The organism is Streptomyces sp. NPDC002853 (genome assembly GCF_053591915.1).
In genome coordinates this window covers 132,234-143,604 of the sequence record NZ_JBSFUS010000018.1, presented here as the reverse complement: position 1 = coordinate 143,604, position 11,371 = coordinate 132,234, and the positions used below count along the sequence as shown (strand labels likewise).

Genomic DNA, 11,371 nt, shown 5'->3' with positions numbered 1-11,371 from the left:
TACCAGGCCCGCCTCCAGGCCCGCTTCGGCCGCTCCTGGCGCCGCAAGGCCCCCGTCGAGTCACTGATGCCGCTGCGCCTCGCCCGCTTCGGCGTACCCCTCGCCGAGACCGCCCCCGCGGGCCTCGCGGCCGCCGGCATCGAACCCGCGCTGCTTCCGATGCGGCCGCGGCTGGCGGACGAGCAGATCGACGTTGCGTCGGGGGAGCACGAGGACACAATTCTTGACTCGGATACGCGTTCGCGGATGAGCCTGAGTGAGGTTCCGACAAAACTGCCAGAGGCCGATGGCAGCGACGAGACCCTTGCGCTCGAAGAGCCGCACAGTGTTCCCAGCCCCCGAGCCCGCCGTGCACAACGCGAGGCCTCGAACGACGAGTTCAAAGCGGGCGCGGACACATCAGCAACGGCCCAGACGGACGGGCACCCCACTGGTGATGCCCGTCGTCGTGGGGGAACGAGGAAGCTGCCAATTGTGTGCCCCGGGTTTAGCGCGGGGCAGAAAAGGCATCGGTGGGGGAGCTTGATGAGGAGGAGTGCTACGCCGCGTTCCATGCCTATGTCGCCGAGCTCGACCATTACCCCAACGCCCATCAGTTCGGCCTCTTTCTGATGAACTTGTATGGCGTGGTCGGCCGCAATGGCGGCCCGTTGAGCGAGCAGACGATCGAACCTGTTCTTCCCGGACTGCGGCAGCGCTACCAGCAGGACCTTGGCGTCAACTTCGCAGACCTGGAGCTGGAAGGGCCTGAGGCAACGGCCTTCGGCGAAACCCTGGAGGGAGCCTCGGCGGCACCCGACCCGCTCGGTACCCAAGATGAGCAACACACCCCCATTCCACCCAGCGTGCCGGCCGAACAGTGCGAGCCCTCCCAGAACGGCGAGCCAACTCCGCGCAGGCCTGCCCCGAACGACGCCGTACAGCCGACCGCCGTGGATCGCTACTACCTCGGATACGAGTCGTTCTTCCACACCCACGGGCGTGACCCCAACCGTGAAGAGCTGGCTGCGCATCTCGCCGACCTAGGCATCACCAACCCGCATGGCCAACCCGTGAAAGCCAACGCGGTCGGCCGCTACCAGCTCGAGTTCCGGGCCTACGCCGTGTGGACCGAAATGCACGACGCGACAGGCACGGAACCCGACATGGCGGCGCTGCTTCAAGAGGTCGACGGGCGCGGCATCAAGGGACTTCACAACAAGCCGCTCACCCGTGAGTGGATGGCCGAACGGATCGCTGACTTCCGTCGCCGTCGCCGGGCCATCACCCCGGCGGTCGTCGACTGGTCATCGGCCGTCGGCTGACTCGCGGAGTCCGGGGCGCTGCGACACCGCCGGGTCGAGGGCGGCTTACCGCCCACATCGAAGGGCCGGCAACGAGATCCGCCGCCATGCGTCGACCTACTGCGCGAGGTGCTGGGCCTGCCTGCACTGCGCCTGGGCGGCGACGAGAGCATCTGCACAGCGGCCTTTACGGCAGCGGCGATATCCGCCCCTACTCGAGGCACTCGTTTCCCGCCGTTGCACAGCAGGCGACGCCGAGGATGTGCCGTCCGGGCCGCAGGGGCGCCCTGCCACCTCGCGAAGGTGATCGGCAATGATCAGCGTATGAACAAGATCGTACTGATGTCAGATCCAAAGATCGCGGCGATCCCGGTGGTGGACTGCGGCGAACCGCTCGTCGACGTCCGGCTCGAGGGGTCCCTCGCCGTCGACTCTCGTAAGGTCGATCATTCAGGGGCGTTCGCGCATCTGCGAGAAGGGGTCCTGACTCGTCTCCTCAAGGCTCAGGAGCTGCTCCCGGATGGTGTTCGGCTGCTGTTCATCGAGGGGTACCGGCCGCCTGCGCTGCAGCGCGACTACTTCGAGCGCTACGCCGACGCACTACAGACCGGCAATCCGGGCTGGTCGCCGGCGCAGGTTCGCGACGCCGCGAGCCGGTATGTGTCGCCACCGGAGATCGCACCTCACAGCGCTGGCGCCGCAGTTGACGTCACGCTCGTCTCCGCCGACGGGAGGGAACTCGACATGGGAACCCGCGTGAATGCCAGCCCGGAAGAGAGTGAGGGCGCTTGTTACACCGACGCAGATAACGTCGGCTCCGAAGCGCGGGCCAACCGGCGGGTGCTCAGTGACGCGCTGACCGCTGCGGGTCTGGTGAACTACCCCACCGAGTGGTGGCATTGGTCCTACGGCGACCGCTACTGGGCCCTTGCCACCGATGCCGACAGCGCGATGTACGGGCCGCGGGAACTCAGTTGACGTGAGCTGACAGTGATACTCGGTCCATGACACTCCCTGCGCAAACGGCGGCGCAGATTGGCCGACGGGGCAGGCACGTCGTCTCTCACGTCATGTGAGGTGCGGCGGGCCAGCCCGAGCAAGGTTGCGGTTCGAACTACTGCCACACCAGCGAGGCGACGCGGCGGAAGTTGCCGCCCAGAATCGCGGCGACGGCTTCGTGGGGGTATCCCCGTGGGTCGGCTATAGCGGGCCAGTTCGCCTACATCCGCGCGCCGCTCCAACGGCAGGCAGCAGTGCTGTGCCCACAACAAGGGTGGGCGGCGCGGTCCTGAAGATTCATTCGGCACGGTACGCATCCTGCCGCTATCCCCATCGGCTTCGGCAGCTGGCCCCCGCAGGCCACCTCCTCCACCGTCGTACATCGTGAGAGACCTCATGCCGACAGGAGTTCACGTCGCCGACAACCCGGGCCGACCAGATGTGACCCGATCATCCAGACCACGACAACAAAGAGGAACAGCTGTCACCGTGATCACGACGGGCCCGGCCGCTCACGGGAGGGGCCGGGCCGGTTCAGCGTGGATCGGTCAGTATTTTCCGTTCGACAGGATCTCGCCGCTCTTGTCGTAGACGGTCACCAGACCGTTCTCCGAGTCGTAGCAGGAGCCGAACGCACTGGCAATGAGCTTTCCGTCCGATGCGTGCGGACCTACGATCCCGCCGGTGAAGTCGGTGAAGACCTCGGCTGAGTCGAGGACATCATTGTTCTTGTCCGCACCGGTGACCTTGGTGACGTGCTTGGCAGCGGCCTTCTCCTCCGCGCTGCCGCCCTTGGCGACGCATGCCTTGAACTGGTCTGCCTGACTTCCTTTGTCTTCGGCTCCCGAATCCCTTTTCACGTCACCGGACTTGGGCTTGTCGTTGGTCGTCGCGGCCTTGTCGCTGCCGGTCGAGTCCTTGGAGTCGCCTCCGGTGGCTGCCCCGATGGCGGCGATCACGACGAAGAGCGCGACTACGCCGAGGCATCCGAAACCCAACATCTTTCCGGTCTTGGACTTCTTCGGGGGTTGTGGCTGGGGCGACTGCTGGGTCTGTGCGCCCCACTCGGGCGGTTGCTGCGGCTGACTCATGGTTCCCCCCTGGGACTGGTTGATGAGGGCAGCAGCATGCGCCGCTCGCGCCTTCTGTGAAGGCGGTATGGCCGTGCTATACACGAATGGGTGGAAGTGCGGGCGCCTGACCTGGACTTGGGCCCGTGTCGGCTGACCCGGTTTCGCGGCGGCGTGCGTCGGCATTGGGTAAGGCCCGCACTCGGCTGGCCTGTTGTCTTCGGGCATGCCGGATCTGCGGCTCGGCAGCTGCGACAACGTCAGACTGCTGTTGGAGGCGGCGAGCGGGATGTATCTCATCGCTGCCGCGCAGATGAGGCTCGTGGTCATCTTCAGGGCCGTCGGTGGACGCGTTCACACCTGGCGCCGGCGGGCAGTCCAGCAGTGTCGGCGTCTTCTGCATGGCTGCCTCCCACGTCGTGCCGTGCAGGTTCACCACCGCGACCAGGGGGAAGGCGACCGAGCTGAGCGGGGGGCCCAGCACGTCGCTGGCCTGGCTGTTTCAAAGGAGCCGGAAGTCGCAGTGGCGCCACAGACTCGAGCCTTCACGAGGAGTCATGCCAGCCCGGCCGTCACCGTTGCCGTCGGTGTGCCGTGGGTGAAGGGCGTGAAGTGTGCGGGGGAGTGGTCGATGGGCCAGTCCCAGCCCGATGACCAACTCGTCGGCGAGCCCTACTGCAGCGGCGCCTCCGTGTACGCGAGCCCGCCGGCCCTGGGGAGGCGGCGCCGGATCATCGCGGCAGTGTCCCTCGTGTCGTTGCTGATCGGTGCCGTCGTGGTCGACCGGGTCGCCGCGGCCCGTGCTGAGAGCCGTACGGCCCAGGCGTTCCAGGACGGCATGCGAACCGCTGAGCGGCCTTCGGCGCACATCAGTGGCTTCCCCGTGCTGACCCAGCTGGCCGAGGGCAGTCAGAGCCACGTCGACCTCACTGCCCGCGACGTACCTGCCGACGGCTCGGCACGGCCCCTGCCGGTGACGAAGCTGACGGTCGGCCTCGACGGTCTGAAGACCTCGGGCAGGGCCGACGAGGCACATGCCCGCAGCGTCGGTGCGACCGCATTCCCTACGAGGACGTGTCGGCCGCGCTCGGCGTGGGCGTGTTGGGAGGTGACAAGCCGGGCCGGATCAGCACGACGGTCAGTCTGCCGATCGCCGGCGACGTGACCGTGAGTGCGGCCGTCTCCGCGGCGAAGGGCAACCGCATCGCCTTCACGGACGTCCGCGCGGTCCAGGGCGGGCTGATCCCGCCCTGGATAGCGCTGCTCGACGAGGCCCTGGAAGAGCCCGTCCCGCTGGAGAACATTCCCGAAGGCTGCACCTGCGCTCGGTCACCACCGCGGGGAACGGGATCGAGGCCCACTTCACCGGCGGCTCGGTCACCCTGCGTCCGGGCTCGTCGTCCGCCGCGTAAGGAGAGGGGGCGTCGGTGGCCGGTCAGGCGAGGTCAGGGAGTGGACGCCGGGCGACCTCGTGGGCGTCGTCTGGCGGGACGCCCAGCATGCGCAGCACCATCTCGGCGAGGTTCACCGCAGCGTCGTCGCCGCCCACATCGGGGCGGGCGAATCTCAGCTCCACCAGGGACAGCAGGGTTCCACCCAGTGCCGACAGGACGATCGTCGGGTCGACGGCGGTGAAGCGGCCGGAGGCCATGCCCACCTCGACGTCCCGCCGTGCCCGCCGGGTCAGGCCGTTGTCCGAGTGGATGTGACCCAGGCCCCGGCGGCGCAGCACCTGCATCAGCTCCGGGTGCGACTCGGCCATGCGAGCGCTGAGCCGGAAGCCCGTCGCGACGAGCTCGGCCGGGTCGTCGATCCCGGCCAGGCGCTCGTCGAAGGTCTGGCCGAACTCCTCCAGCGCGTCCTCCACCGCGGCCTGGAACAGCTCTGTCTTCGACTCGAAGTGGTTGTAGAAGGAGCCGAAGCCCACGTCGGCGCGCTCGGCGATCGCCTGGATGCTTGCGCCGGTGTCGCCGTTCTCGGCGAGTATCTGGCGGGCCGCGCGGACGAGAGCCCTGCGGGTCTCGGCGCGACGCCGCTCGAATCGGTTGCTGGGCGGGGCTGACGTAGGCATGCCCAGAGTCTAGCCGCGGGGGCGATGATCATCGCAGTCCTGATGAATCCATCATTTCCTGCAGCGAATACCTTGACGAGGAAACTGTCACAGTTGATGATTTCCTCATTAAGGCAATGTTGCTTGGAGGACACCATGTCCGAAGCCCGCGTCAATGCAGCCGGCGTCCCGGACGTCAGGACGGCCCATCAAGACCTCCACAGCGCGCAGGGCGCCCTGCGCGGAGAACATCCCGGGCGGGCCCGAAGCCCCGTGATCAAGGCGGCCGACCTGGCCTGGCTGGAGTTCGAGAAGCCTGATCTGGACCGGGCCGAGGTCTTCGCCCGGGACTTCGGCTTCGGTGTCGCCGCCCGGAGCGAGAGCGAGCTGTGGCTGCGGGGCACCTTCGCCGGCTCGCCGTGCATGGTGATCCGGCGCGGCCGGACCTCCCGTTTCATCGGCCCGGCGTTCCGCGCCGGGGAGCGGGCCGACCTGGACCGGCTGGCCCGCGCCACGGGCACGTCCGTACGGAACGCGGACGTGCCCGGCGGCGGCAAGGTGGTCGACCTGCTCGACCCCTCCGGCTTCCCGGTCCGGGTCGTGCACTGCGGGGAGGAACTGCCGGCGCTGCCCGAGCAGCAGCCGCGGCTGCTCAACTTCGGCACCGATCACCGTCGCATGAATGTCACCCAGCGCCCGCCGCGTGAACCCTCCCGCATCCAGCGTCTGGGCCATGTGGTCCTGGAGACAAGGGTGTTCGGGCGCGCCCTGGACTGGTACCTGGACACCCTCGGGATGATCGTGTCTGACTTCCTGTTCCTGGACGGCCAACGTGGCCGTGGCCCGACGATGGCGTTCATCCGCTGTGACCAGGGCAGCCGGGCCGTTGACCACCACACGTTGGCCATGCATCTGGGCCCGGGCAACGGCTACGTCCACTCCGCCTACCAGGTGACCGACCTCGACTCGATCGCCGCCGGTGGCGAGTACCTGGCCGAGCGTGGCTACAAGCGCAGCTGGGGCATCGGCCGGCACATCCAGGGCAGTCAGCTCTTCGACTACTGGCGCGACCCCGACCACTTCATGCTGGAGCACTTCGCCGACGGCGACCTGTTCTCCTGCGACCTGGAGCCCGGCTGGGCACCCATGTCGACCACCGGCCTCGCCCAGTGGGGACCTCCTGCCACCCGCGACTTCCTCGGCGCCAGCCCCTCCCCACAGCGAGTCCGCGACGTCATCGAAGCCCTGCGAGGCGACAACGAGATGGACCCAGCACGCCTGCTGGGCCTGCTCAAAGCCGCCAAGTCCTGAACCCCCGCACGCCCAACCCCCTCACAAAGGCACTGACATGAGCACAAACGTCCTGCGCACCGCCGACGGCTGGTGGGTTCTTCGCGGCGACCGAGCCGTCCCCGTCGACACCAAGGCCGTCACCACCGCCGAGCTGATCGCCGACCGGGCGGCCGCGCGCGAGGCCGCCGTCTGCGATGAGGCGGGCACGCCTGTCGCCGACCTGGTCGCCCTCTCGCCGATCACCACCCCCTGCCGGGTGGTCGCCCAGATGGTCAACTACCGCAGCCACGCCCGCGACTCGGGCTTCACCGGCGACATCCCGCCCGCCTTCTTCCGTAAGGCGTCCGGCTCGGTGAGCGGCCCCGTCGAGGCCGTCGTCCGGCCGTCGCACGTGAAGTTCCTCGACTACGAGATCGAACTCGGGATCGTCATGGGCACACCCCTGCCCGTCGCCACCGTTGTGGAGGAGCGTGACCTGCCCTCGTACGTCGCCGGGCTGGTGATCACGAACGACGTCAGCGCCCGTGACGTGCAGCTGACCAAGACGCAGTTCTACGAGAGCAAGTCGTACCCGACCTTCACGCCGACCGGCCCCTACCTGGCGCTGCTGGAGCCCGAGGACTTCGCCCATCTCCTGGATCTGCGGCTGAAGCTGTCGGTCAACGGCGAGCTGCGTCAGGACCGCACCCTTGCCGACATGATCGTCCGCCCGGCACAGGCGCTGACCTTGCTGGCCCGCTTCCAGACCCTCGGCCCCGGAGACCTGCTGCTCACCGGGACCCCCGGTGGCACGGCCCTCAAGGCCCCGCCCAAGGCGGTCGAGAAGATCGGTGCGCTGCTGCCGCCCGCAGTGAAGTGGAAGGCGTTCTTCAAGAGCCAGGCCCGTAACCCGCACTACCTGCATGCGGGTGACGTGATCACGGCGACGATCTCGACCGCGGACGGGCGGATCGACCTCGGCGAGCAGTGCACGCCCGTCACGGACGCGAAGTAGGACCCGAGGTGAGCCGCACATGACCGCCGACCAGGCCGGACCCCGGGACACCGCGCCCGGGCCGGCACAGACAGACCCCGCACCCGTCGTGATCATCGGCGCCGGGCCGGTGGGCGTGACCGCCGCCCTCCTCCTTGCCCGGCGCGGTATTCGCACCGTCGTCCTGGAACGCCACCAGGACGTCTACCCGCTGCCGCGCGCCGTCGCCACCGACGATGAGGTGCGCCGCATCCTTCAGGCCGCGGGCGTAGGCGAGGAGTTCGCCGCGATCGCCCGCCCCGCGAACGGCCTTCGGCTGCTGGACGCCCGGCACCGGGTCATGGCCGAGTTCCGGCGCTCCGAGCACGGCCATCACGGCTACCCGCAGACCAGCATGTTCGACCAGCCCGAGCTGGAGCGACTGCTGCGCGACGCCCTGGCCCGCCGCCCGGAGTGCGAGCTGCGGGGCGGTGTCGAGGTCACGGGCGTCGGCCCGGACCTGGCCGGCCCCGTGCGCGTGACCTACCGCGACGACGACGGTGAGCATCATTTGTGGGCCGAGGCGGTCCTCGGCTGCGACGGTGCGGGCAGCCTCACCCGCGACGCCATCGGCGCCGAATGGGAGGACCTGCGCTTCGAGGAACGCTGGACCGTCATCGATGTCCGCACGAAGGCCGACGTCCGCTGCTGGGAAGGTGTCGACCAGGTCTGCGACCCGCACCGGCCGGCGACGTTCATGCGCGTCGGTGAGGACCGCTACCGCTGGGAGTTCCGGCTGCAAGACGAGCAGGACCCGGTCCGCGACCTGATCGCTCCGTGGTTGCCGGCCTCGTACGACGGGGACTTCGAAGTCGTACGGGAGACGCAGTACACCTTCCGGGCGCGGGTGGCCGACCGGTGGCGCAGCGGACGGGTCTTCCTCCTCGGCGACGCCGCCCACCTCACCCCGCCGTTCATCGGGCAGGGACTCTGCTCGGGCCTGCGGGACGCCTACAACCTCACCTGGAAGCTAGCCCGAGTCCTTGAGCAGGGCGGCGACGAGCGGCTGCTGGACACCTACGAGGGCGAGCGCAAGCCGCACGCACGGCATGTCATCCGGCTCGCCGTCGCCATGGGGTGGGCCATGACCGGCGGCCAGGACGGCACCGCCGCAATGCGCCGCACGCTCCTGGCCGCAGCCTGCCGCATACCCGGCCTCACCGCGGCGGCCGGCCGCGACCTCAGCCCATCCCTGACCGCCGGGCCCCTCGTGCGGCGCCGCACCCGCAAGGGTCTTGTGGGAACCCACTGCCCCCAACCATGGGTGGGACTCGGGGTCCGACGCAGCCGCCTCGACGAACTGCTCGGCGACACCTTCACTGTCCTGACCGCCGCCGATCCCTGGCCCTCGCTGCGCGCCCTCGCCCGCGGGCTCGGCGTCCCGGCGATCCCCGTGACCGACCTACGTGACGACGGCACGCTCGCCGCCTGGCTGCGCGCCGGACGGGCGGACGCCGTCCTGCTGCGCCCCGACCGCGTCGTCATGGACATCGTCCCAGCCGGAAGGCACGACTTCACGGACACCGCCGCCTGGGCGTCTCGCCTGCACACCATGCGCGGCCCCCACCTTTCCCCACGGACCGTCGAGAAAAGCCTGCTGAGGAGCGCCACACGATGATCAGGCCGTACCCGGAACCCTTCACGACGCCCGATCCGCAGGCCGTCGCCGATAGCCGCATCATGGACTTCGCCCGCCACGCCGGCGTGGACGGCAGCGACTACGACGCCCTACACCACTGGTCGGTCACCGACCTGGAAGGCTTCTGGGGCGCGGTGTGGGAGTACTTCGACATCGACGCGGACACCCCGTACGAGCAGGTACTGGCCGAGGAGCGGATGCCGGGTACCCGCTGGTTCCCCGGGGCCACCCTCAACTACACCCACCACGCCCTGCGCAACCTAACCGACGACACCGCGGCGATCATCGCCCTCGACGAGACCGGCTCCAGCCACGAGGTGACCGGCAACCGGCTGCGCGCCCAGGTCGCCTCCGTCGCCGCCACCCTCCGCGACCTGGGAGTCGGCAAGGGGGACCGAGTCGTCGGCTACCTGCCCAACACCCCGCACGCGATCGTCGCTTTCCTCGCCGCCGCGAGCCTGGGCGCCGTGTGGTCGCTCTGCGGGCAGGACTACGCCCCCAAGGCCGCCGCCGACCGCTTCGCCCAGCTCGAACCCACCGTCCTGATCTCCGCCGACGGCTACCTCTTCAACGGCACCACCCACGACCGCCGCGACGCCACCCTCGAACTCGCCGGCGGGCTGCCGACATTGAAGGCCACCGTGCTCGTGGACCACGCGGGCCTGCCGTGGCCGCCACAGGCGTGCCCGTCGCTGGTGGTGCCGTGGGAGGACGCCTCCACCCGCACCGAGGAACTCACCTGCACACCGGTGCCGTTCGACCACCCCCTGTGGGTCGTCTTCTCCTCGGGCACCACCGGCCTGCCCAAGGGCATCGTTCACGGCCACGGCGGCGTCCTGCTCGAACATCTCAAGACCCTCGGCCTGCACTCCGACCTCGGCCCAGGCGACCGGCTGCTCTGGTACACCACCACCCATTGGATGATGTGGAACCTGGTCGCCTCCACGCTGCTCACCGGCGCCACGACCTGCACCTACGACGGCAGCCCGGCGCCCTTCGCCAAGCTCGACGTCCTGTGGGAGCTGGCGGCGCGCCACCGGGTGACCGTCTTCGGCACCAGCCCCCAGTACCTGCTGGGCATGGCCAAGTACGGCATCGACCCCTCCGCGCACGACCTGTCGTCGATCCGCGTCGTCGGCTGCACCGGCTCCGCACTGCCGGCCTCCGCCTACCCCTGGGTCCGCCACCACGTTGGCGACCACGTCCTGCTCGCATCCATCAGCGGCGGCACGGACGTCGTCTCCGGATTCGCCGGCAGCGCCCCCAACACACCGGTCTGGGCAGGGGAGTTGTCCGCACCCCACCTCGGCGTGGCCCTGGCCGCGTACGACGCCGAGGGCGTCCCGATCGTGGACCAGGTCGGGGAGCTGGTCGTCACCCGCCCGATGCCGTCCATGCCGCTGTACTTCTGGAACGACCCCGACGGCACCCGCTATCACGACGCGTACTTCTCCTCCCACCCCGGCGTGTGGCGGCACGGCGACTGGATCACAGTCACGGGACACGGCTCAGTGATCGTCCACGGCCGGTCCGACAGCACCTTGAACCGCAACGGCGTACGCCTGGGCAGCGCCGACATCCACGACGTCGTCGAGCGGCTCCCCGAGATCACCGAGGCCCTCGTCATCGGCGCGGAGGAACCCGACGGCGGCTACTGGATGCCGCTGTTCGTGGTCCTCGCCGCCGGCGCGACCCTGGACGACCCGCTCCGCGAGAAGATCAAGGAGGCGATCCGGACCGGGGCCTCACCCCGCCACGTCCCCGACGAGATCCTCGCAGTCCCCGGCATCCCGCACACCCGCACCGGCAAGAAACTCGAAGTCCCCGTCAAACGCCTCCTCCAGGGCGCCCCGGTCGAGCAGGTCGTCAACCCCGCAGTCGTGGACGCCCCGGTCCTCATCGATTACTTCGCCCGCCTGGGCGCCGAACGCCGGGGCCGGTCGACGTGACAACCGCACAGATCACCCTCGCCATCGTCCTCACCCTGGTCTTCCTGCCATGGGGAGCGGCAAAGGATCGCCGCAG

Annotated in this window: 9 protein-coding genes and 1 pseudogene; 8 read left to right on the top strand and 2 right to left on the bottom strand. The window is 69.2% G+C overall.

The annotated features are described in order from the left end of the window. The 3 genes and pseudogenes from ACWD02_RS38965 to ACWD02_RS38955 all read left to right on the top strand — a co-directional run. A pseudogene (locus ACWD02_RS38965) lies at positions 1-169 on the top strand (DUF2637 domain-containing protein); the annotation flags it as partial. Positions 170-512: 343 nt separating this feature from the next. Further along, a complete protein-coding gene (locus tag ACWD02_RS38960; protein WP_451220376.1) occupies positions 513-1,304 on the top strand; it encodes a hypothetical protein in 792 nt (263 codons plus the stop codon). 303 nt (positions 1,305-1,607) lie between these two features. Further along, entirely contained in the window at positions 1,608-2,261 is a 654-nt protein-coding gene (locus ACWD02_RS38955; RefSeq protein WP_451220373.1) for a M15 family metallopeptidase, read from the top strand. 569 nt (positions 2,262-2,830) lie between these two features. Here ACWD02_RS38955 and ACWD02_RS38950 read toward each other — a convergent pair. Further along, the gene (locus tag ACWD02_RS38950; RefSeq protein ID WP_451220370.1) at positions 2,831-3,373 is read right to left on the bottom strand and encodes a hypothetical protein; all 543 of its coding nucleotides are present in this window, start codon (positions 3,371-3,373) and stop codon (positions 2,831-2,833) included. A gap of 610 nt (positions 3,374-3,983) precedes the next feature. Between ACWD02_RS38950 and ACWD02_RS38945 the strand changes: the two genes are divergently transcribed. After that, a complete protein-coding gene (locus ACWD02_RS38945) occupies positions 3,984-4,517 on the top strand; it encodes an LmeA family phospholipid-binding protein (RefSeq protein WP_451220368.1) in 534 nt (177 codons plus the stop codon). Between the two features lie 270 nt (positions 4,518-4,787). Here ACWD02_RS38945 and ACWD02_RS38940 read toward each other — a convergent pair whose 3' ends face one another. Then, positions 4,788-5,423, bottom strand: coding sequence for a TetR/AcrR family transcriptional regulator (locus tag ACWD02_RS38940; protein ID WP_451220365.1), 636 nt, complete (start codon positions 5,421-5,423; stop codon positions 4,788-4,790). A 135-nt stretch (positions 5,424-5,558) separates the two neighbouring features. On the opposite strand from ACWD02_RS38940, the gene ACWD02_RS38935 reads away from it, so the two are divergent. The 4 genes from ACWD02_RS38935 to ACWD02_RS38920 are packed head-to-tail and all read left to right on the top strand — an operon-like array spanning position 5,559 to position 11,295. Further along, positions 5,559-6,713: a VOC family protein gene (locus ACWD02_RS38935; protein ID WP_451220362.1), complete on the top strand. Its 1,155-nt coding sequence runs from the start codon at positions 5,559-5,561 to the stop codon at positions 6,711-6,713. A gap of 37 nt (positions 6,714-6,750) precedes the next feature. Beyond that, positions 6,751-7,689, top strand: coding sequence for a fumarylacetoacetate hydrolase family protein (locus ACWD02_RS38930; RefSeq protein WP_451220359.1), 939 nt, complete (start codon positions 6,751-6,753; stop codon positions 7,687-7,689). Between the two features lie 19 nt (positions 7,690-7,708). Then, on the top strand, positions 7,709-9,325 hold the full coding sequence (gene mhpA / locus ACWD02_RS38925) for a bifunctional 3-(3-hydroxy-phenyl)propionate/3-hydroxycinnamic acid hydroxylase MhpA (protein ID WP_451220357.1): 1,617 nt from the start codon (positions 7,709-7,711) through the stop codon (positions 9,323-9,325). Then, on the top strand, positions 9,322-11,295 hold the full coding sequence (locus ACWD02_RS38920) for an acetoacetate--CoA ligase (RefSeq protein WP_451220354.1): 1,974 nt from the start codon (positions 9,322-9,324) through the stop codon (positions 11,293-11,295). Before mhpA ends, ACWD02_RS38920 begins: the two co-directional genes overlap by 4 nt. Positions 11,296-11,371 lie beyond the last annotated feature (76 nt).

Excerpts from the sequence above, each read along its gene's own strand:
- ACWD02_RS38955 (WP_451220373.1), top strand. The coding sequence starts at position 1,608 with ATGAACAAGATCGTACTGATGTCAGATCCAAAGATCGCGGCGATCCCG.
- ACWD02_RS38950 (WP_451220370.1), bottom strand. The coding sequence starts at position 3,373 with ATGAGTCAGCCGCAGCAACCGCCCGAGTGGGGCGCACAGACCCAGCAG.
- ACWD02_RS38945 (WP_451220368.1), top strand. The coding sequence starts at position 3,984 with ATGGGCCAGTCCCAGCCCGATGACCAACTCGTCGGCGAGCCCTACTGC.
- ACWD02_RS38940 (WP_451220365.1), bottom strand. The coding sequence starts at position 5,423 with ATGCCTACGTCAGCCCCGCCCAGCAACCGATTCGAGCGGCGTCGCGCC.
- ACWD02_RS38935 (WP_451220362.1), top strand. The coding sequence starts at position 5,559 with ATGTCCGAAGCCCGCGTCAATGCAGCCGGCGTCCCGGACGTCAGGACG.
- ACWD02_RS38930 (WP_451220359.1), top strand. The coding sequence starts at position 6,751 with ATGAGCACAAACGTCCTGCGCACCGCCGACGGCTGGTGGGTTCTTCGC.
- mhpA (WP_451220357.1), top strand. The coding sequence starts at position 7,709 with ATGACCGCCGACCAGGCCGGACCCCGGGACACCGCGCCCGGGCCGGCA.
- ACWD02_RS38920 (WP_451220354.1), top strand. The coding sequence starts at position 9,322 with ATGATCAGGCCGTACCCGGAACCCTTCACGACGCCCGATCCGCAGGCC.